At 62.4% G+C, this 21,194-nt stretch carries 16 protein-coding genes; 5 read left to right on the forward strand and 11 right to left on the reverse strand.

What is annotated here, in order from left to right; translation table 11 throughout:
- Positions 1-119: 119 nt before the first annotated feature.
- The 6 genes from GLX_RS05215 to GLX_RS05235 all read right to left on the reverse strand — a co-directional run bounded on the left by GLX_RS05215 (position 120) and on the right by GLX_RS05235 (position 5,828).
- A complete protein-coding gene (locus GLX_RS05215; protein ID WP_014104968.1) occupies positions 120-668 on the reverse strand; it encodes a hypothetical protein in 549 nt (182 codons plus the stop codon).
- Positions 669-764: 96 nt separating this feature from the next.
- Positions 765-1,364 carry a GNAT family N-acetyltransferase gene (locus tag GLX_RS05220; protein ID WP_014104969.1) on the reverse strand — a complete coding sequence of 200 codons (600 nt, stop codon included), beginning with the start codon at positions 1,362-1,364 and terminating at the stop codon, positions 765-767.
- Positions 1,354-3,333, reverse strand: coding sequence for an RNA polymerase sigma factor RpoD (gene rpoD / locus GLX_RS05225; RefSeq protein WP_014104970.1), 1,980 nt, complete (start codon positions 3,331-3,333; stop codon positions 1,354-1,356). The genes GLX_RS05220 and rpoD overlap by 11 nt, the downstream gene beginning before the upstream one ends.
- Before the next feature lie 77 nt (positions 3,334-3,410).
- Positions 3,411-3,539, reverse strand: coding sequence for a hypothetical protein (locus GLX_RS19210; protein WP_269448803.1), 129 nt, complete (start codon positions 3,537-3,539; stop codon positions 3,411-3,413).
- Between the two features lie 13 nt (positions 3,540-3,552).
- Positions 3,553-5,346, reverse strand: a complete 1,794-nt coding sequence (dnaG, locus tag GLX_RS05230; protein ID WP_014104971.1) for a DNA primase — start codon at positions 5,344-5,346, stop codon at positions 3,553-3,555.
- Between the two features lie 23 nt (positions 5,347-5,369).
- The gene (locus GLX_RS05235; protein WP_014104972.1) at positions 5,370-5,828 is read right to left on the reverse strand and encodes a GatB/YqeY domain-containing protein; all 459 of its coding nucleotides are present in this window, start codon (positions 5,826-5,828) and stop codon (positions 5,370-5,372) included.
- 153 nt (positions 5,829-5,981) lie between these two features.
- On the opposite strand from GLX_RS05235, the gene carA reads away from it, so the two are divergent.
- The 4 genes from carA (at position 5,982) to GLX_RS05255 (ending at position 12,461) form a co-directional block, all read left to right on the forward strand.
- Complete coding sequence (gene carA / locus GLX_RS05240) at positions 5,982-7,379, forward strand: glutamine-hydrolyzing carbamoyl-phosphate synthase small subunit (protein ID WP_041247197.1); 1,398 nt, start codon at positions 5,982-5,984, stop codon at positions 7,377-7,379.
- A 10-nt stretch (positions 7,380-7,389) separates the two neighbouring features.
- Positions 7,390-10,644 (forward strand): carbamoyl-phosphate synthase large subunit, encoded by a 3,255-nt coding sequence (gene carB, locus GLX_RS05245; RefSeq protein WP_014104974.1) that lies wholly within the window; start codon positions 7,390-7,392, stop codon positions 10,642-10,644.
- Positions 10,645-10,778: 134 nt separating this feature from the next.
- Positions 10,779-11,252 carry a transcription elongation factor GreA gene (gene greA / locus GLX_RS05250; protein ID WP_014104975.1) on the forward strand — a complete coding sequence of 158 codons (474 nt, stop codon included), beginning with the start codon at positions 10,779-10,781 and terminating at the stop codon, positions 11,250-11,252.
- A 12-nt stretch (positions 11,253-11,264) separates the two neighbouring features.
- Positions 11,265-12,461 (forward strand): threonine ammonia-lyase, encoded by a 1,197-nt coding sequence (locus GLX_RS05255; RefSeq protein WP_014104976.1) that lies wholly within the window; start codon positions 11,265-11,267, stop codon positions 12,459-12,461.
- Positions 12,462-13,001: 540 nt separating this feature from the next.
- Here the strand turns inward: GLX_RS05255 and GLX_RS05260 are convergent.
- The 4 genes from GLX_RS05260 to GLX_RS05275 all read right to left on the reverse strand — a co-directional run bounded on the left by GLX_RS05260 (position 13,002) and on the right by GLX_RS05275 (position 18,174).
- Entirely contained in the window at positions 13,002-15,236 is a 2,235-nt protein-coding gene (locus tag GLX_RS05260) for an FUSC family protein (RefSeq protein WP_014104977.1), read from the reverse strand.
- 134 nt (positions 15,237-15,370) lie between these two features.
- Complete coding sequence (locus GLX_RS05265; RefSeq protein ID WP_014104978.1) at positions 15,371-15,901, reverse strand: adenine phosphoribosyltransferase; 531 nt, start codon at positions 15,899-15,901, stop codon at positions 15,371-15,373.
- Positions 15,902-16,087: 186 nt separating this feature from the next.
- Positions 16,088-17,377, reverse strand: coding sequence for a multidrug effflux MFS transporter (locus GLX_RS05270; protein WP_014104979.1), 1,290 nt, complete (start codon positions 17,375-17,377; stop codon positions 16,088-16,090).
- Between the two features lie 89 nt (positions 17,378-17,466).
- A complete protein-coding gene (locus tag GLX_RS05275) occupies positions 17,467-18,174 on the reverse strand; it encodes a TVP38/TMEM64 family protein (RefSeq protein ID WP_050856153.1) in 708 nt (235 codons plus the stop codon).
- A gap of 117 nt (positions 18,175-18,291) precedes the next feature.
- On the opposite strand from GLX_RS05275, the gene GLX_RS05280 reads away from it, so the two are divergent.
- Complete coding sequence (locus tag GLX_RS05280) at positions 18,292-19,362, forward strand: COX15/CtaA family protein (protein WP_050856154.1); 1,071 nt, start codon at positions 18,292-18,294, stop codon at positions 19,360-19,362.
- A 27-nt stretch (positions 19,363-19,389) separates the two neighbouring features.
- On the opposite strand, the gene GLX_RS05285 is transcribed toward GLX_RS05280, so the two are convergent.
- Complete coding sequence (locus GLX_RS05285; RefSeq protein ID WP_014104982.1) at positions 19,390-20,850, reverse strand: hypothetical protein; 1,461 nt, start codon at positions 20,848-20,850, stop codon at positions 19,390-19,392.
- Positions 20,851-21,194: the final 344 nt, after the last annotated feature.

Here is a 21,194-nt window from a genome sequence, read left to right on the forward strand (position 1 = left end):
CACGGTCCGCCATGTTGCCCCAGAGGGCACGGGTATAGCCGGGGGCGATGCCACGCACCCGGCAGGGAAGGTGCGCCTTGAAACACAAACGCGCCCGACAGACAAGGAAAAAGTGGGGTTCAGGTCGTCTCGACCGGCTTGAGCCACCGAAAAACCGGTACGGGATGAACATCCTGCGGACGGTCATGGCGAAATCCCGTTACGGCCTTGATCAGTTCCAGTGGCACATCAAGCATGCTGTCCGGGCCGCGCGGGTCTGTCTCCTCACGCTCGGCGGTGACAAAGGCCTTCTGGCGCAGTGGCAGCAGTGCATCGGGCACATCGCCGCGTACATCCAGGTCCAACCGGTCACCGTTACGACCGTCATGCAGCACGACCCAGCGTTCTTCGCCCTGCTCGTAACCAGCGGCTTGGCTCAGCGGGTCAATGGCCGCCACGTCGCATGTGATCAGCCTGCCCTCCCGGCACAGTGTCTTCCGGTCATAATTGATGATCAATCCCGTATCATTCTGGGTACGGATGACAAACCAGCCATTGGGCAGGTCCGCAATGGCGTAGGAAGCATCACCGTTGGGATCTGCAATATCCGTATCCTGCAGACCAAGGGCCGCCAGCAGGCCGACACGATCAACCCCATGAAATTTGTAATATGAAACGTCGAAATCCATGCCCTTTTCTCTCCTTTAAACAGAAAAAGGAGATGGGGACGAATTCATGCAATAACAATACCAGTTATAACACTTCCGTGTGGTATGCCGCGCGTGTCAGGCCACCTTTAGTCGCTCGGGCAGGGGCAGGCCTAGCGTTGTAGGAATCTGCCATATTTCACGGATGGTACGGAGCGTGTGAAAGCCTGCGCGCAGGTAGGTGGGCAGTGCACGCGGATGGTCGGCCGTGCAGGTATTGACCCGTACTGCCGCAGGCCGCATCTGCCACGCCCTGGCCACCATCTGGTGCAGGAACACACGACCCACCCCCCTGCCAACCCATGCAGGCAGCAGACCGAAATAAGCAATATTCACATCGGGCGCGTAACGACTGTCGAGTTCACAGAAACCGGCGGGCACGTCACCATCATAAAGCACATGCACGCCAATGCCGGGACTGGACAGCAGCGCGGCAAGCTCGTGATCAGGCATGGCCCGGCGCAGCCACCAGCAGTAATCATGGCCCACAGCATCATACAGTGCGCGGTACCATGCCACACCGGGGCGGAAGGTCTGGCGGATGCTGTACCCTTCCGGCAGGGGCGGCGGAGCACCGGGGGGCGGCCTGTCCATGCACAGGAACGTCACATCCACCCCGATGCGCGTGCCGCCGCCGGTTTCCTTCGGGGTGGCGGCACAGGGAATTTCAGTTATCATCAAGGAACGAGCGCAGCTTGCGGCTCCGGCTGGGATGCTTGAGCTTGCGCAGGGCCTTGGCCTCGATCTGGCGGATACGTTCACGCGTCACGTTGAACTGCTGGCCCACCTCTTCCAGCGTATGGTCGGTGTTCATGCCAATGCCAAAGCGCATGCGCAGCACACGCTCCTCTCGCGGGGTGAGCGAGGAGAGCACGCGGGTCGTGGCTTCACGCAGGTTGGTCTGGATCGCGGCATCAAGCGGGATGACGGCGGCCTTGTCCTCGATGAAATCACCAAGATGGCTGTCTTCCTCGTCACCGATCGGTGTTTCGAGCGAAATCGGCTCCTTGGCGATCTTGAGCACCTTGCGCACTTTCTCCAGCGGCATGCCCAGCTTTTCAGCCAGTTCTTCAGGCGCTGGTTCACGCCCGATCTCATGCAGCATCTGACGCGAGGTGCGGACCAGCTTGTTGATCGTCTCGATCATGTGGACCGGAATGCGGATGGTGCGCGCCTGATCAGCAATCGAACGCGTGATGGCCTGACGGATCCACCATGTGGCGTAAGTGGAGAACTTGTAGCCACGGCGGTATTCGAATTTATCCACCGCCTTCATCAGGCCGATATTGCCTTCCTGAATCAGGTCAAGGAACTGCAGGCCGCGATTGGTGTATTTCTTGGCAATCGAGATCACGAGGCGCAGGTTGGCTTCGATCATTTCCTTCTTGGCGCGCGCCGAATCACGCTCACCGCGCGAAACGGTGGCGTAGACGCGCCGGAACTCACCAACCGGCAGGCCGGTTTCCTGCGTCAGGTCAGCAACCTGGTTGCGCAGGCGGATCACGGTCTCGCCATGTTTGGCGATAAAGTTTTTCCATGACTTGCCCGGCAGGGCGGCTGCCATGTCCATCCAGCCGGGGTCCAGCTCACGCCCGCGGTATTTGAGCAGGAAGTCATCACGCGAGACGCGGGTGCTCTCGGCCAGGCGCAACATGCGCCCCTCCAGCCCGTTCAGGCGCTGGAAGATTTCCTTCAGGTGCTCGACCAGCACCTCGATACGGGCATTGTGCAGATGAACCTGCTGGACCTTGCCCACCAGTTCCAGACGCAGGTGTTCATAGCGGCTTTCCTCCTCGGCGGAGATGTCGCTGCCTGCGGTGAATTTTTCCAGCCGTTCGGCCTGCACCCGGTGCAGCGCCTGGTACAGCGCCTCGACTTCCTCGAACTGTTCAAGGATTTCCGGCTTCAGCTTTTCCTCAAGCGCCGAGAGCGACAGGCCGGCGCCTTCGCCCTCGCCTTCCCCCTCACCTTCGGTTTCCTCGGCTTCCTCGTTCTCGGTGCCTTCGTTTTCGGCAAAGGCGTCCTCGCCCTCGGCTGCCTCGGCGGGGTCATTGCCGCCGGACTGCATGGCCTCAAGGTCCACAATGTCACGCAGCAGCATTTCTCCGGCCTTGAGCCGTTCATGCCATGAGATGATGGCGCGGAAGGTCAGCGGGCTTTCGCACAGGCCGCCGATCATCTCGTCCCGGCCGGCCTCGATGCGCTTGGCAATCGCGATCTCGCCTTCACGCGACAGCAGTTCGACCGAACCCATCTCGCGCAGGTACATGCGCACGGGGTCATCGGTGCGGCCAAGGCTTTCGGTATCGACGTTACCCGCCGCCGGTTCCTCGCTCTCGGTTTCTTCCTCGGCGGTGTCGTCGGCCTTGCCTTCCGGGGCAGCCGGGGTCTCGGTATCGTCGTTGTCTTCGTTCTCGACAACCTGCATGCCCATTTCCGACAGCGCGGCCATCACGTCCTCGATCTGTTCGGAGGACATCTGGTCCTGCGGGAGGACGGCATTAAGTTCGTCAAAAGTGATGTAGCCGCGTTCCTTGCCGCGGGCGATCAGTTTCTTGACGGCGCCGGACCGGGTGTCCAGCAGGGTTGTATCGTTATCCTGGTCCCCTGAAGCCGTATCCGTACCCGTGGCTGTCTTTGTCGCCATGCCCGATCAATCCCTACCCAGCAAATCGTTTACGCGCGTGGGCACAAACCCACCCGCGCACAGTAATCCCGTCCCTTTTACCGCCCCCGCAGGCGGTGGAGCAGGATACGGCCAATCATACCGCTTTCATATGCATTTGTCTGGTGCAGGTGGTCGATAACATGGCCGAAGTCAAGGGCGGGCACGCCATCATTTGATGTGGGCAACCAATTTTTTGCCCTATTCATCCACATCCTCACCACCCCGACGCAAGGTATCAAGGGCAAGCAGGCGGGTGCGCAGGCTCAGCCATGCCGCCTCATCCAACTCACCCGCGCACATGCGTTCGGTATCGCTGCGGATCTCGGCGGCAAACCGCCCGACATTGAGCAGTGCATAGAAATGCCACCACTCCTGACGCGGATCGGTGCCGAACAGGTCATCATCTTCTCCCTTGCCATGCCGCCCACGCACGGCGCGCACGCGCTGGCAGACATCATTCAGGCCAGCGGCGGACAGACAGGCCGCGAGTTCGGCCGCAGGCGGCAGTCCGCCACGCGCGTCATTGAGGTCCAGCAGTTCCTCACGCAGGGCCGCGATGTCGGTGGGCAGTTCAAGGCGGCAATAGGCGTCCTGCACCTCTCCCATGACCTCGGGCTTTTCAAGGATGATGGCGGTCAGGATGCACTGGCGCTGCAGGTCCGCATCCATCAACGCCACGGGAGCGGTGGCGATGGCGGCCCGACGCGCGCCCCCCTTGGGGTTGCGGCGGAAGGTCTCGAAAAAACTGTCCAGCAGGGTGGAGCGGTATTCCGCTGCCAGCGCCTTGTCCGGGATCAGGGCGGCCACTTCCACCAGCCTGCGGCGCAGGGCAGCGCGTTGTTCGGGGCCGGGATCGCGCACCCCCTCGCTCAGCAAGCCGAACAGGACCTCCCCCATCGGGCGTGCACTCGCGATCAGCGCGCTCATGGCGGCCACACCATCATGGCGCAGCAGGCTGTCCGGGTCTTCGCCTTCGGGCAGGGCGCAAAAACGCAGAGTACGCTCTACATTGAGTAGCGGCAGCGCGGTCTGCGCCGCCTTGACCGCCGCGCGCTGGCCCGCCGCATCGCCATCGAAACACAATACCGGAGCGGGGGCGACCTGCCACAGGGCTTCAAGCTGCTCAGTGGTCAGCGCCGTGCCAAGGGGGGCTACGGCACCATGAAAGCCAGCCTGATGCAGGGCGATCACATCCATGTAGCCTTCCACCACCAGCAGATCGGCACCAGCACCTGTGCCCCGCACGCCCTCACGCGCGCGATCGAGGCCAAACAGCACCCGGCGCTTGGAGAAAAGGGTGGTCTCCGGCCCGTTGAGGTATTTGGGCTGCCCATCGCCCAGAATGCGCCCACCGAAGGAGACCAGCCGCCCGCGCCGGTCGCGGATGGGAAAGGTCACGCGGTTGAAGAACAGTTCGCGCGATGGCGCACCATCCTCATCCGCCCGCATCACCCCTGCATCACGCAGCATGGCGGGTGTGATATCCAGCGCCGCCATTTCCGCCACCAGCCCGCCACGCCCCTCACCCGACCAGCCGAGGCCGAAGGCGGCTATGGTCTCGTCCGTCAGGCCACGGCCCTGCAGGTAGGCCAGACCCTCGCGCCCTTCAGGCTGGTACAGCCTGCGTTGCCAGGAAAGCTGCACGGCTTCGAGCACATCGCCCAGCGTGCGGGCCTCTTCGGCACGGGCGCGCTGGGCGCGATCGGGCTTTGGCACCTCCATACCGGCAGCGGTGGCCAGTTCCTCCACCGTCTCGATGAAGGTGCGCCCCTCGCTTTCCATGACGAAGGTGATGACATCGCCATGCGCCTGACAACCAAAGCAGTGGTAGTGGTCATCATAGACATAGAACGATGGCGTCTTTTCCCCATGGAAGGGGCAGCACGCCTTCCAGTTCTTTCCCGAACGCACCAGCTTCGTCCGCCGCCCGATAATGGGGGCGATGGGCGTGCGGGCACGCAGTTCATCCAGGAATGCGGGGTCAAGTGCCATCGGGATTGTACTATCCAGCCAGATCAGGCAGACAGGCGCGCGCGCACCACGGCAGATGCGCGCGCGGGGTCCAGGGCCGCGCCAAACTGTTCCTTCAGCGCCGCCATGACCTTGCCCATATCCTTCATGGATGTGGCGTCCGTGCGCGCGATGGCTTCGCGCACGGCGGCCTCGATGGTAGCGTCATCAAGGTCGGGCGGCAGGTAGTCACGGATGATCGCGATTTCGGCATTTTCCTTGTCCGCCAGTTCGGGGCGGCCGCCCTGGGTGTACATGGCAGCCGATTCCGTGCGCGACTTGATCATGCCGCGCAGCATGGAAATCACGGCTTCATCACTGACCTGGTCTTCGCCCTTCGCGCGGCCGGCGATATCAATATCCTTCAGTTTTGCCGTAATCATGCGGATGGTGCCGACCTTTTCGCTCTGGCCTGCCTTCATGGCTGCTTTCAGGTCATCCATGAAACGTGCGCGCAAGGACATGACTGTCAACTCCTCTGCCCGGCGGCGGGGCAGGATGCCCCGTATGGTGCCGGGAATAATTTTCCCACTGTCTCGTTGCGGGGGTATGTGGGAATTTTCTTCCCAATTACCAGAGACACTGGTAGGCAATACTCCCGGAAGGGACATCATCCAATGCCGATGACGATAGAAAGTATTATCGAACGCCTTGGCGGCGCCGAACAGGCCGCCCGACTGGCAGGCGTAAGCACCGAGGCCATTCGCAAATGGCGGCAGGCCCGCGCCATTCCGCCCAAGCACTGGACAACGGTGCTGCGCGCAACAGGGCTGTCACTATCCGACCTGCAACCCGACACAGAATCCGACCGACCGGAGCCCATGATGAGCACGTCAAACCCGATCGCACCGGCCAACAGGCCCAAAGCCGCGACAGCCGCCCTGATCCTGGCGGATGGCACCGTGATGTGGGGGCGCGGATTCGGCGCGCACAGCACCGAGCGCGCACTGGGCGAAATCTGCTTTTCCACCGGCATGACCGGGTACCAGGAAACGCTGACCGACCCGTCATTCGCGGGGCAGATCATTACCTTCACCTTTCCCCATATCGGCAATACCGGCACCACGCCGGAGGATGATGAGGCAACCCGCATCCATGCCCGCGCGCTGGTGGTCAAGGAAGACCTGACGGCACCGGCCAACTGGCGTGCGACCGAATCGCTGGACGCATGGCTCAAGGCGCAGGGTATTCCGGGCATCTGTGGTATCGACACCCGCGCCATCACGCGGCGCATCCGCGAAGACGGCCCGCAGACAGCCATCGTGGCCTATCCCGCCGACGGACAGTTCGATATCCCCGCCCTGCTTGCACAGGCCCGTGCGTGGCCGGGGCTGGAGGGCATGGACCTGGCTGGCGAAGTAACCTGCGCCACGCCCTATACATGGACGGAAGGTGTATGGCAGTGGCCACATGGCACAGCGCCCCTGCCCACAAAGCGCCGCAAGGTTGTAGCAGTTGATTACGGTGCCAAGCGTAACATCCTGCGCTGCCTTGCCAACGCGGGTTGTGACGTGACCGTAGTGCCCGCGACCGCGACGGCGGAGGACATCCTCGCCCTCGACCCCGCTGGCGTGTTCCTGTCCAACGGGCCGGGCGACCCGGCGGCGACGGCAAAATACGCGGTCCCCGCCATTCGCGGCGTGCTGGAAGCGGGCAAGCCGGTATTCGGCATCTGCCTTGGCCATCAGCTTCTGGCACTTACGCTGGGGGCAAGGACCTACAAGCTGGCGCGCGGTCACCGTGGGGCCAACCAGCCGGTCAAGGACCTGGCGACGGGCAAGGTGGAAATCACCAGTCAGAACCACGGATTCGCGGTGGATGACAAATCCCTGCCCGCTGACGTGCGCGCCACCCATACCAGCCTGTTTGACGGATCGAACGAAGGCATCAATACCAGCCGTTACCCGGCCTTCTCGGTGCAGTACCACCCCGAAGCCAGCCCCGGCCCATCCGACAGCCATTACCTGTTCCGCCGTTTTGTCGATCTGATCGACACCACAACCAAGACCGCGTGAAAGCCGACCCATGCCAAAACGGACAGATATCAGCTCCATCCTGATCATCGGCGCCGGCCCGATCGTTATCGGCCAGGCGTGCGAATTCGACTATTCCGGCGCGCAGGCCTGCAAGGCCCTGAAGGAAGAGGGCTACCGCGTCATCCTGGTCAACTCCAACCCCGCCACGATCATGACCGATCCGGGGCTGGCGGATGCGACCTATATCGAGCCGATCACCCCGGAATTTGTCGAGCGCATCATACTGCGTGAAAAGCCCGATGCCGTGCTGCCCACCATGGGCGGCCAGACCGCGCTGAACACGGCCATGGCGCTGGACAAGTCGGGCTTCCTCAAAAAGCACAATGTCGAACTGATCGGCGCCAATGCCGAAGTGATCGACCGGGCCGAGGACCGGCAGAAATTCCGCGAGGCGATGGACGAGATCGGGATTGAAAGCCCACGCAGCCTGATTGCCCACACGCTGGAGGAAGCGCGTAGCGCGCTAGCCACCATCGGCCTGCCTGCGGTCATCCGCCCGTCCTTTACCATGGGTGGCTCCGGCGGCGGCATTGCCTACAACCGTGAAGAGTTCGACCGCATCGTCTCCTCCGGGCTTGATGCCTCCCCCACCACGGAAGTCCTGATCGAGGAATCCGTGCTGGGCTGGAAGGAGTATGAGATGGAGGTCGTGCGCGACACGGCGGACAACTGCATCATCATCTGCTCCATCGAGAACATCGACCCGATGGGCGTGCATACCGGCGATTCCATTACGGTTGCCCCGGCCCTTACGCTTACGGACAAGGAATACCAGCGCCTGCGTGACATGTCGCTGGCCTGCCTGCGCAAGATCGGGGTGGAAACCGGTGGGTCGAACGTGCAGTTCGGCATCAACCCCGTTGATGGCCGCGTGGTCGTGATCGAGATGAACCCGCGCGTGTCACGCTCCTCCGCACTGGCATCGAAAGCCACGGGCTTCCCGATTGCCAAGGTCGCGGCCAAGCTTGCCGTCGGTTACACGCTGGATGAACTGACCAACGATATTACCGGCAGCACGCCGGCGTCGTTCGAGCCGACGATTGACTACGTCGTGGTCAAGATCCCCCGCTTCACATTCGAGAAGTTCCCCGGCACCCCGGCGCTGCTGTCCACCAGCATGAAGTCGGTTGGCGAGGCGATGGCCATTGGCCGCTCCTTCCCCGAGGCTCTGCAGAAGGGCCTGCGCTCGATGGAAATCGGGCTGGCTGGCCTTGATCCGGTGGAAGCCCCTGGTGATGGCGGCCCCGATGCCTTCCGCGCTGCCCTGTCGCAGCCGCGCCCCGAGCGTATCCTGATGGCGGCCCAGGCCCTGCGCGCCGGGCTGAGCGTGGACGACATCCACGACGCCTGCCGCTTCGAGCCATGGTTCCTACGCGAACTGGCCAAGATCGTCGCAGCCGAACATGCGGTCGTGCGTGACGGCCTGCCGGAAGATGCCGACAGCCTGCGCACGCTGAAAGCCATGGGCTTTTCCGACATCCAGCTGGCCCGCCTGTCCGGCACGCAGGAAGCCGAAGTGGCGAAACTGCGCGAAAGCCGCGCCGTGCTGCCGGTCTATAAGCGCATCGACACCTGTGCGGGTGAGTTCGCCTCCCCCACGCCCTACATGTATTCGTCCTATGAAGGCGGGTACGGCGTGCCGGAATGTGAAAGCCGCCCGACCGACCGCAGGAAGATCGTCATCCTTGGCGGTGGGCCGAACCGCATCGGCCAGGGGATCGAGTTCGACTATTGCTGCGTCCATGCCGCCTATGCCCTGCGTGAGGCAGGCTTCGAGACGATCATGGTCAACTGCAACCCTGAAACCGTCTCGACCGACTACGACACGTCGGATCGCCTGTATTTTGAGCCGCTGACGGCTGAAGACGTAATCGCCCTGATCCGCCGCGAACAGGCAAACGGCACCGTTCTGGGCTGCATCGTGCAGTATGGCGGGCAGACGCCGCTCAAGCTGTCGCATGCGCTGGAAGCCGCAGGCATTCCGCTACTGGGCACGCCGGCCGATGCGATCGACCGGGCCGAGGACCGCGAACGCTTCCAGGCCATGCTGCACAGGCTCGGTCTGCGCCAGCCCGATAACGGCATTGCCCGCAGCCCGGCGGAAGCCGAAGCCGTGGCCGAGAAGATTGGCTACCCTGTCGTGGTCCGCCCATCCTACGTGCTGGGCGGCCGCGCGATGGAAATCGTGCATGACCGCGCCAGCCTGCAGCGTTATATGCGTGTGGCGCTGCAACTTGCCGGGGCCGAAGTCGCCAACGGCCCCGTGCTGATCGACCACTACCTCAACGATGCGATCGAAGCGGACGTGGACTGCATTGCCGATGGTAATGAGGTTTATGTGGCAGGCGTGATGGAACATATCGAGGAAGCTGGCATCCATTCCGGTGACAGCGCGTGTTCGCTCCCGCCCTATACCCTCTCGCCCGCCATCGTGACCGAACTCAAGGCCCAGACCGAAGCCATGGCGCGCGAGCTTGGCATTGTGGGGCTGATGAACGTGCAGTACGCGATCAAGGGCCACGACATTTTCGTGCTGGAAGTCAACCCGCGCGCCTCGCGCACCGTGCCGTTCGTGGCCAAGGCCACAGGCGTTCCGGTTGCCAAGATCGGCGCGCGCGTGATGGCGGGCGCCAAACTTGCGGAATTCCGGCTTGATGACCGGGCCGTCGCCCCGCATGTGGCGGTGAAGGAGGCGGTGTTCCCCTTCAACCGCTTCCCCGATGTGGATACGATCCTCGGCCCGGAAATGCGCTCCACCGGTGAGGTCATGGGGCTTGATGCCTCGTTCGAGCGCGCCTTTGCCAAATCGCAGCTGGCCGCTGGCGTCAAGCTGCCGCTCTCGGGCCGGGTGTTCCTGTCCGTACGTGACAGTGACAAGGCTGCCGTCAAATCCATCGGTCGCCTGCTGGCGGAAATGGGCTTTACCATCGTGGCCACGCGCGGCACGGCCAAATGCCTGCGCGAAGCAGGCGTGAGTGTGGATATAGTGAACAAGGTGCTTGAAGGCCGCCCCAACTGCGTGGACGCCATCCGCTCGGGTGACATCCAGATGGTCATCAACACCGCACAGGGTGCGCAGGCGGTCAGTGACAGCTTTGACATCCGCCGTTCGGCACTGACACATGGCATTCCACACTACACCACCATTGCCGGTGCGCGGGCGGCAACGCATGCCATTTCGGCCATGCGCGAAGGGGTTCTTGAAGTCGCGCCCCTTCAATCCTATTTTAAAGGATCATTCTGAGCGTATCGCACAACGCGGGTGGTCCTGCTGGTCCCAAGGCTGGCAGGTCGCCCGCGTCGTATTACAGGCGATAGGCCCGGGCACAGCAACCAACAGTCAGTTGCGGAAACTGACCTTCACCTCGGGGACAAACCTTGCAGAAATTTCCGATGACAGGCCCCGGCCTGCAACGGCTTGAAGACGAACTGCGCAAGCTCAAGAGTGAAGAACGCCCCGCGATCATTCGCGCGATTGCCGAAGCGCGGAGCCATGGCGATCTTTCCGAAAACGCGGAATACCATGCCGCGCGTGAACGCCAGTCCTTTACCGAAGGCCGCATCCAGGAACTGGAGGAGATCGTCTCCTCCGCCGAAGTCATCGACCCGGCCGCCCTGTCGGGCGACCAGGTGAAATTCGGCGCCCGCGTCAAGCTGGTGGATGAGGAGACCGACAGGGAAGCCTCCTACCAGATCGTGGGGGTGTATGAAGCCGACATCAAACAGGGCCTTCTGTCCATTTCTTCGCCGCTGGCCAAGTCACTGATTGGCAAGAGCATTGGTGATACCGTATCCGTTCCCGCTCCCGGCGGCGACCGGACCTACGAAATCCTGGAAGTCACCTACGGCTAGGCGCACCCCACCGTGATCACGCTTGAAGACATCACCGCCGCAGCACAGCGGATAAAGGGGCGCGTACTGCATACGCCAACCGTGCCCTGCCAGACCCTCTCACGCGCGACGGGCGCGGATATCGTGCTCAAGCTCGATAACCTCCAGGCCGTGGGCTCGTTCAAGGAGCGCGGTGCGGCCAACAAACTGGCCCTGCTAACCCCGCGTGAGCGTGAACGTGGGGTCATTACCGTCTCGGCAGGCAACCATGCGCAGGGTGTGGCCCGCCATGCTTCCCTGCTTGGCATTGACGCGGTCATTGTCATGCCGCGCTTCACGCCTGCCGCCAAGGTCACGCGCACTGCGGCATGGGGCGCGCGCGTGGTGCTGGAAGGCGACAACTTTGCCGAGGCGACAGCGCATGCCAACATGCTGTGCCAGCGCGAGGGACGGGTTTTCGTCCATCCCTATGATGACCCGGAAGTCATGGCAGGCCAGGGCACCTTCGCGCTGGAACTGTTCGAGGATGCCGGGCCGCTTGATACGTTCGTCTGCCCCATTGGCGGCGGCGGCCTGCTTTCTGGCTGTGCCGTGGCCGGGCGCGCATTGCAGCCGGACATGGACATCGTAGGGGTACAGGTGGAGAATTTCTCCTCCCTGTCAGGTTTCCCCGGTGATGAGGTGATGCCACCCGGTGGCGCCACCATTGCTGAAGGCATTGCGGTGCTCCAGATCGGGCGCCAGCCACTGGAAGTCATCCGCGAACTGGTATCAAACGTGCTGGTCGTCCCTGAAAGTGCGATCGAGACCGCAATCACCATGCTGGCGGAAGGGGCCAAGCAGGTCAGCGAGGGCGCGGGCGCCACGGCGCTGGCCGCCGTGCTGACCTATCCCGAACTGTTCCGGGGCAAGCGGGTGGCGCTGCCGGTCACGGGCGGCAATATCGACAGCCGCATCCTGGCCAATACCCTGCTGCGCTCGCTGCTGCGCGACGGGCGGCTTTTGTGCCTGAAGATGGAAATACCAGACCGCCCCGGCGTACTGGCCGACATTTCACGCAAGATCAGCGATGAAGGCGGCAACATCATCGAGGTCTCGCACCAGCGCCTGTTCACCACGCCCAGCGTGCAGGCCGCCGAGCTTGAGGTGATGATCGAGGCCCGTGACCCTGACCACGCTCGTGCTCTGGAAGCGGAACTGGCCAAAACCTATATCGTACGCCGCGCCTGAACTTTCACACGGCGGTATCTGAAAAACGGGCACCTGTTGTCGATGTGGTTCCTGCGCTGGGGAATGGCGACGCAGAAGGCCCTTGCGCGTATGGCGTCCACGATCCAGTGGACGTCAAACGCCCTGCCAGCAAGAATCCCCCTGAAATCCGCCACTCCGGGAAAGAGACATCCCCAAGCGTGTCGTCATTTTGACTGGGATATGGGGGAAGCGAAGCCGTTGCCCTGAACGTGGATCATGGCGATGGCCTTGGGTGTCCAGTTCGTCACACCGCGTCTGATCGGCTGTTTTCGCCCCCTTCTGCCCCTGTAAAGCCGGAACACCGTGTCATCGCACCATGGCGTTTTCCATATTGGCTTTATCAGGGACAGCTTCGAAAAGTCGTTTGAAAATACCGACTTTCATCCCGTCGCTATAGCGGGAATAACCCGAGTTCCAATAACCAAAACACGCCTGTCATTGCCTGATGATGACAGGCGTCCATTGGGTACGCCCTGCCGCCACGGCATGAACCACGGCCCTGTTGCCGATGGAACCGGGTCAGAGCATGACCGGATCGAGATAGGGGCTGGAGGCGTCAAAGAACCTCTGGTTATGGTCCAGTTCAAACGAAATCACATACAGGCAGCTCAGTGCACTGTCGATTTCAAGCCTGACCCCCAGATTGTCCTCATACCCCGCAATCTGCTGCAGATGAGCGATGGCAAACTTGGCCGAGCGTGCGGTCCGGCCGTAATGCCCCCCGTAACGTCCGCTGAACTGCGCCATGCGACCCATCATCTCACCCAGCACGCGCTGGGCTTCCGCTGGCAGCATATGCCGCTCCAGGATAGCACGCAGGCGAATGACATTCAGCCCGATGGTCATGGCTGACAGGATACCCTGGAGATAGGCGTCAATGATCGTATCGGGCGTGTTTTCCGCATTGGTCAGCAGGCGGACAAAACGGTCCACATTATGCTCGACCACATACAGCGTAGTGGGCAGGGTACGGCTGCGCGCGACATAGCGCAGCCCGCGCAGGATGCTGGTACGCATCTGCCAGCGCATGTCATTCGTATCGAAGGGCAACACCAGCCGGAAGGCCCACATCGCGTACCACAGTGCCAGCACCAGCGGCATGGCGGTGTTGAAGAACGTCACCTCATCCAGCCGACTCTGGTTGCCCGGTCCCAGCAGGATGGGCAGGAACAGGTTGTAAGAAACCGCCCCCAGCACCAGCGCAGGGTAGGCAAAGGCCAGCCCACCCGCCAGCATGGGCAGGAACAGACAGACGGCCATGATTTCATACGTAGTGGGCTCGGCCAGCCGCCACAGCACCAGTATGCCCGCCACGAACGAGGCAATGATCGCCCCCCCCAGGAAGGCCCGCGTGGCCAGGGCCGGTTTTTCCAGCGTAGAAAACAGACTACACACGATGGAGACAAACATCATGAACGTCAGCCCCGCCGACCATGACGTGGTCACCCAGATGACGCCGGATCCGAAAATGGTGACCGATGCCCGCAGGCTGTTGGTAAAAGCCTGCTGCCAGTCGCGGAATGTCTTGATGCGGTAATGGAAGTGATCGTGCAGCATGGGGTGGCGGCTGGCGTCGAACTGGATCAGCGCCTGTTCCAGTTCCTCCAGCATCTGCCCCATGGCGGTGTTGAGCATGCGCTGCTGCGCCAGCAGGGCCACCAGTTGCGCGTCGGCCTGTGGGCTGCCGGGGCTGCCCATTTCTTCATCCAGCGAGTCGACCACGCTCTGCCGGCATGCGGCCTGCAGTTCGGCCAGTTGCGCCAGCACGGGTGCTATGTCGTCACTTGCCTCAAGGCGGGGGGCCATGTCCTGAAGGAAGGCCCGCACCCGTGCCGATAGCGCGCTGAAGGATGCATCCGGCACCATGTTGGCCCCATGCATCAGCGCCGCAAGGTCCAGCCCGCGTGAAAGCAGCATGGCCACACGCGCAAGGGCGGCACGGGCATGGTCGCCCTCATGCCCGCGATGGGCGCCCATCTCCACTTCCGCGAATTCGATCTGGTCACTCAGCGTAGTAATGTTGGAAAACACGCCCCGCGCCTGCCGCAGCACCTGCCCGTTACCCGCCAGAACGGCGGCCAGGGTCTGGGCCGCACCATTGATGGCGGTCATGAAATTGGCGGTCAGACGCTCCTGCGCACGGGTTCCCAGCTTGAACTGGAACAGCGAGGAGACGGTACTCTCCAGCACAATGCCAAGCACGATATAGGTCGCGCGCGCCATGGCCGTCATGAAAATATGTTCAGGATCGGCAATCCCGTCCAGCGAGATGATGGCGTAGGTAAAGCCGCTCGCCCGCATGCCATGGATACGGTAATTGGTCATGGTGGCGGGGCCGGGCAGCAGCGTGCCGATAAAGCAGAACATGCCGATCCCGGCCGATAACAGCAGGATAAACATGATCGGCGCCTGTGGAAAAGCTGCCACAAGCACGACCGCGCAGATGGTGCCCACCACCATGCCGAACAGGTGCCACCGCGCCTTGGCCACGCTCTTGCCGCGCGTGCCCTGCGCCACCATCCACACCGTAAGCGCCGCCCATTGCGGGCTGCCCAATTCCCACCACAGGGCGATGCCCAGCGCAATGAGGGAGGTAATGGTGGTGCGCAGCGCATAGCCGAAGGTAAACAGGCCGGGCGCATACAGCCAGCGCAGGTGGTCCTGCCGCAACGTGGCACCCGGTGGCCACAGACGCCGGAAGAACCCGCGGATCTGGTTCTGGAAACGGTTCAGGGAAAGTTCAAGCCCTCTCATCCCCGTACCCGGCCTCCCCCCTGCTTACACGATCCACATGCAGTGTACATCATACTACCGGCGCGAACAGGCGGGCAGCCGGGCAGCAGCATGCAAGGATGCGTGTGCCACATGCCCCGCGCCCTGCCTGCCGGTTACTCGTCGTAAGAAAGAAGGGTCTTGACCGGAATGTCCAGCCGCCCCCGGCCACCAAGACCCGTAAGCTCGATCAGGGTGGCAGCGCCCACCACATCCGCGCCAACCTTGCGCAGCAGGTGCACGGATGCGCTTAGCGTGCCGCCGGTAGCCAGCAGGTCATCCATCACCACCACGCGCTGGCCCGGCTCGATTGCATCGGCCTGGATGTGCAGCGAATCGGAACCGTATTCCAGATCATAGCTGTAGGATACAGTGCCACCGGGCAACTTGCCGGGCTTGCGCAGCATGACCAGGCCACAGCCCAGGCGGCTGGCAAGCGGTGCCGCCGTCAGGAACCCGCGCGATTCGATGGCGGCCAGCATGTCCGGCGCCCACGGTGCCACGGCCGCAGCCAGACGACCCATGGCGATCTGCCAGGCATCGGCATTCCGCATCAGGGTCGAAATATCGTAGTACAGGATTCCCGGTTTGGGAAAATCCGGGATATTGCGGATATATTGTTTCAGGTCGATCTTGGCGGTCGTCATGATCGGTGCGCAGTCCCCGTTGCGTGGTCATACAGAATTTCGGGACATGCCAGCCCCGTTCACGAAAATGTCGCCCCTGCGGACGGCTCCCCGCTGTAGCCTCCACACGGCGGGGCGACAACCCCACCTATCGCAGCCATGCATGCTTTGGTGGCGTCGCCGGGGCGGACGGGACAGTGGAAGATTTTATTCCTCCGCCACGGTGCCACCGGGTGGACGAGCGGGGCGCAGCAGCACCATGAGCACCATGATCGCAGCCCCCAGCAGCATCACCCCCGCCATCGGAATAGGCGAATTGGCGGGCAGCATGCCCACGAAGGCACCGGCAACCGCACCCAGCACATATTGCAGCGTGCCGACAAAGGCCGAGGCACTGCCCGCAAAACGTGGATGGTCAGCCAGCGCGCCCACCGTGGCGTTGGGACCGATAATGCCCGTGGTGCCCAATGCCACCATCATGGTCAGGATCAGACAACCCAGCATCCACAATGGCGGATGGCCACCATGCTGCGTGGCAAAGGTGATGACCGTGGCCATGGCGGTCATGGCAATGGTGCCGACCAGCGCGACCATGACCGATATGCCGAGAATGCGCGATGCATCAATGCGCCCCACCAGCACGCCATTGAGCTGTGACGCCCCGATCATGCATACCGCGAACACCCCGAACAGCATGCCGAAATGCGCCGCCGACAGGCCGAACTGGCCCCGGAACACCGAAGGAGCCGCCGACAGGTAGGTAAAGGACATGAAGCAGGAGAAGCCCGCAATCATGGCATGCGTGATGAAGCCCCGGTCGCGTGCCAGCATGACATACCGGCTGAACAGGGTGACGGGAGAGAACTCGCTGCGATTCTCCGGTCGCAGCGTCTCGGGCAGGACACGCCAGATCAGCACGATGCAGATCAGGCCGTACACCGCCGATGCCCAGAAGATCGACCGCCACGATGCAATGGACAGCACCATCCCCCCCAATGTGGGGGCAAGGATGGGAACGACCCCCATCACCAGCACCAGCCGTGACATGAGGCGCGCGGATTCATTGCCATGCGACATGTCGCGCACGCAGGCGCTGGGAATGATCAGGCTGGCGGACGCACCGACCGACGCGATCAGCCGGAACAGCGAGAAGGTGGGAATGTCATGCGCCATGGCACACCCGACCGAGGCCAGGGTATAGACCACCGTGCCCAGCAGCATGGGCCTGCGGCGGCCAAAGCGGTCGGAAAGTGGCCCCATGGTGATCTGACCTATGGCCAGTCCCACGAACCATACGGCCAGCGTCATCTGCGCCGAGCCGGCCCGGCCATGCAGCGTGGCTTCCAGCTCGGGGAAGGCAGGCAGGTAAATATCGGTGGAGACAGGGCCGACCGCGGTCAGAAACCCCAGCAGGATCGCGATCCAGCCCATCGGGCGGGCGGGCGTGCCCGGCATGGATGTTTCGGATGCTTGACCCGCCGTTGCGGATGAGCCCATGAGGCACTCCAATATTAAAAGACTGTCGGGACTAGTAGACCAGCCGGATCCACTTTTTCACCATATAATTAAAACATTTCTGCAATTCGTTATGACCATACCCGCACTCGCGCGCCCTGCCCCGCCCGCACCCGCCGCATGAGCCACAACCCCACCAACGCGGACAGGCCGAACAGCACGACGGCCGTGATGGTGCGCCACGGACCATCAAACCGCATGCCCGACCCCACCAGCACGAATACGACCGTCTGCGGCAGGCTGCCCAGCAGGGTAGCCAGCGCAAAGGGCACAACCCGTACCCCCAGCATGCCACAGGCCAGGTTCAGCACCAGCGCCGAGCCCACCGGCATGAGCCGCCATGTCAGCACGGCGGCAAAGGGTTCGCGCCGCACGAAATCACCCAGCCGCGCCATGACACTCCCCAACCGCGCGGGCAGGCGCACGCCAACGCCCCCCACCCACCGCCCCCAGCCATAGCCACACAGGCACCCGGCCACGGTGGCAAGTGTTGCAAGCCCGCATCCCGCCCCGATTCCATAGGCGGCGCCTGCTGCAAAGCAGACCGCCTGCCGTGGCAGCCCGAAGGCACAGAACACGCTGGCCGCCAGCACGAACACCATGGCCCCCTGCGGCCCGGCATGCAGCCCTGGCCCCACCATGAGCATGTGGCGCACCCACGGCATACGGCCAGCAAGGGCCGCAAGGGCTGCGAATCCCGCCAGCATGGCAACCGGCCTTACCAGCACGCGCAGGCTGCCCGGTGGCGGGGGAAGGTGTGCCGTATGCGGTACTGTCATGCATGCATCCCGTGTTATCGGCATTATATCTCCTTTCGCGCCTAGCATCGCCTTGCAGGCGGCTGCAAGGGCGGTCTAAATCCGGTTATGTCCGCATATTCCCGAACCGGCTCCCTGATGGGCCGCACGCCCCCGTCCGCGCAGGAGCTGCGCAACCGGCAGCGTATCTCAACGTGGCTGTTTGCAATCTGCTTCATGCTGGTTGGCATGATCGCCCTTGGCGGCTACACGCGCCTGACCGGATCGGGCCTGTCCATCATGGACTGGCGGCCCATTACCGGCATGATCCCACCGCTAAGCCATGCGGAGTGGGAGCGGCAGTTCGCGCTGTACAAGACCATTCCGCAATACAAGATCCTGCATGACGGCTTTGGCCTGTCGGGGTTCCAGCAGATTTTCTGGGCAGAATGGACACACCGCTTCTGGGGGCGGCTGATGGGCATGGTACTGCTGGTGCCGCTGGTATGGTTTTCCATTACCGGGGCGCTGGACCGGCGGCTGGCGCTGCGGCTGGTCCTGTTCTTCGTGCTGGGGGGGCTGCAGGGTGCCATCGGGTGGTTCATGGTGGCATCGGGCTTCAACCCGGACAGTACTGCCGTCGCCCCGGTGCGGCTGGTGCTGCACCTGTGCTGCGCCTTTGCGCTGTATATCGCCATTCTATGGACAGCGCTTTCGGTACGCACGCCACAGCCCGCCTTCATTCCCGCAACGCCTGAAGCGGTGCGTATCCACCGCATGGTCTGGGCCATCTGCCTGCTGGTGGGCATTACAGTCATTGCTGGTGGCTTTACCGCCGGCACCCATGCGGGCTTTGCCTACAACACCTTCCCACTCATGGATGGCCACCTGGTCCCGGCGGGCTACGCGCGGCTGCACCCGTTCTGGCTCAACTGGTTCCAGAACATTCCGGCCATCCAGTTCGACCACCGCCTGCTGGCCACAACCACGATCATTGTGATTGGCCTGACCATCGTATTGGGGCTGCGCATGCCGCAACTGGGCAAGCCCGTGCATAATGCGCTGGTGGCGCTGGGCTGGCTGGTGCTGCTGCAATACGCGCTGGGCATTACCACGCTACTGCTGGTAGTGCCGGTATGGGCGGGCACCGTGCACCAGACCTGCGCGGCCATCGTACTGACGGCGGCCATCATCACCCTGCATCGTCTGCGCGGCGTGGGGCGGCCCTGACCGACGGCAGGGCGGCAAGACCAGCCTTCAGGGTGTCACGATATAGGCGGCGCCCTGCTCGCGCACATGGGTATAGCGCGAGCCGATAATATGCCACAGGTTGGAAAACGCCCACACTTCCCCCAGCCGCCCGAAGCGCGAACTGCTTACGAAGGCTGCAATGGCCTGCCGGTCCACAGCCTGTTCAAGCGCCGTTGCTTCATGCGTGACCGCAACGTGCTGGGAATAATTGAAGAAGTCGATCACCGCAGGCTTGCCCGCCCAGTAGCACATGGCCAGCGTCTCGCACGCCACATCGCCATCAATATTGTGCACGGCGGCAATCGTGTCCTGCCATGCCCCTTCATGCGCCACGATATCCGCCGCAGTGATACGATAGAGATAGGGCAGGTAGGTCGGCATGCCGGCCACAACTGGCAGCAGGTTCAGCCCCGCCATGCCGACAAGCGTAACACGCGGAGGCAGGCGGCCAAGTGTACCCCCCTTCAGCAGGTATGATACGGCCAGCCCCGCGCACATGGCTGCGGCAATCAGCGCCTCGAAACAGGCATTGTGCGTCACACCTGTGCCCATGCGCTGCACAATGGCAAAGGCCACCGCCAGCAGCAGATACAACCCCAGCAGCAGCCCGTACCCATGGGCCAGACGCATGCGGCGCAGGAACAGGCCCGCCACCATCATGCCACTCAATCCCACCACGTTACTCATGCCCTTGAGTATGCGATGCCCGTAAAAGATACGCTTGTGGCCAAACACACCATGAACGAAATCCAGCCCGAAGCAGGCATAAAACAGCCCCCCCAGCACACACAAGGCCAGCAGGCAGCCCGATAGCCACACCATGGCGCGCCGCCAGTCGGTCAACACAAGCCACACCATTACCGCAGCAGGTAGCGCCAGGATGTTATGCTTGACGCTCAGTCCGGCCACCATCACGCAACCCGCGCCAAACGTGCGCCATGCCGTGCTTCGCCCTGATGCGGATGCCCTGTCCACCAACAGCAGCAATCCCAGCATAACTATGCCCTGCCCCAACCATTGCGGGTCATCCATGCCGACATAATCACTATAAAAAACAGCGCTGTAGATGATCACCAGCAACCCCGCGAACCACGAACCGGTCCGCGTGCCTCCCATGACGCATACAACACGCCCGGCTGCATAAGCACAGAACAGCAGGGCCACAAGCGCGATGATGCGTCCCGCCACGATCATGTCACCTAGCAGCCAGCCCAGCAGGCCTACGACATAAAAGGAACTTGGAGGGTAATTGTTGAACACCATCTGCCCCGATGGCGGATAGAGCGGGGCTGGATCCATCCCCATCGCGCGCTGGCTCAGGTAGGCGTTCCATCCTTCGTTACTGGATAGCGAGACATGGCTGGAAATGAACGCCAGATGGGGTGCAAGCAGAATAAGGGCAAAAAATATTCCGAATGAAATCCATATTGAATATCCGGTATCCAGCTTTATATTTTTGGATTTCATGGTTTATATGTGACTTTTTCTCTTCCGAAATACTTTGGTGCATAACAGGCTGACGACAGCGCCGGGACGTGACGCATCTGGATATTCCGTTGCACCAACCCTGACAATGACCCTTGCCTAACGGGCGGCTCATCCTGAGCTGATAGCGAAATGCATGGATACCTTTAAAATGTAGCGTAATAATTCCATATGTTACGCCATTCATTTTCCATGACATCGCATTGCCGTCTGTGCACAGGTGCAAACCGGATGGATAATGACCATATGGAATATCGGCAACCTGACGCTGGCCAGCGTCAGACTCAAGAAGAACGGTCAGGACGTATGAGACGTCAGATCTTTCC

It is taken from the genome of Komagataeibacter medellinensis NBRC 3288 (genome assembly GCF_000182745.2).
GTDB lineage: Bacteria > Pseudomonadota > Alphaproteobacteria > Acetobacterales > Acetobacteraceae > Komagataeibacter > Komagataeibacter medellinensis.

Coding starts and splice junctions, on each gene's coding strand:
- GLX_RS05215 (WP_014104968.1), bottom strand. CDS start 668: ATGGATTTCGACGTTTCATATTACAAATTTCATGGGGTTGATCGTGTC.
- GLX_RS05220 (WP_014104969.1), bottom strand. CDS start 1,364: ATGATAACTGAAATTCCCTGTGCCGCCACCCCGAAGGAAACCGGCGGC.
- rpoD (WP_014104970.1), bottom strand. CDS start 3,333: ATGGCGACAAAGACAGCCACGGGTACGGATACGGCTTCAGGGGACCAG.
- dnaG (WP_014104971.1), bottom strand. CDS start 5,346: ATGGCACTTGACCCCGCATTCCTGGATGAACTGCGTGCCCGCACGCCC.
- GLX_RS05235 (WP_014104972.1), bottom strand. CDS start 5,828: ATGTCCTTGCGCGCACGTTTCATGGATGACCTGAAAGCAGCCATGAAG.
- carA (WP_041247197.1), top strand. CDS start 5,982: ATGCCGATGACGATAGAAAGTATTATCGAACGCCTTGGCGGCGCCGAA.
- carB (WP_014104974.1), top strand. CDS start 7,390: ATGCCAAAACGGACAGATATCAGCTCCATCCTGATCATCGGCGCCGGC.
- GLX_RS05260 (WP_014104977.1), bottom strand. CDS start 15,236: ATGAGAGGGCTTGAACTTTCCCTGAACCGTTTCCAGAACCAGATCCGC.
- GLX_RS05265 (WP_014104978.1), bottom strand. CDS start 15,901: ATGACGACCGCCAAGATCGACCTGAAACAATATATCCGCAATATCCCG.
- GLX_RS05270 (WP_014104979.1), bottom strand. CDS start 17,377: ATGGGCTCATCCGCAACGGCGGGTCAAGCATCCGAAACATCCATGCCG.
- GLX_RS05275 (WP_050856153.1), bottom strand. CDS start 18,174: ATGACAGTACCGCATACGGCACACCTTCCCCCGCCACCGGGCAGCCTG.
- GLX_RS05280 (WP_050856154.1), top strand. CDS start 18,292: ATGGGCCGCACGCCCCCGTCCGCGCAGGAGCTGCGCAACCGGCAGCGT.
- GLX_RS05285 (WP_014104982.1), bottom strand. CDS start 20,850: ATGAAATCCAAAAATATAAAGCTGGATACCGGATATTCAATATGGATT.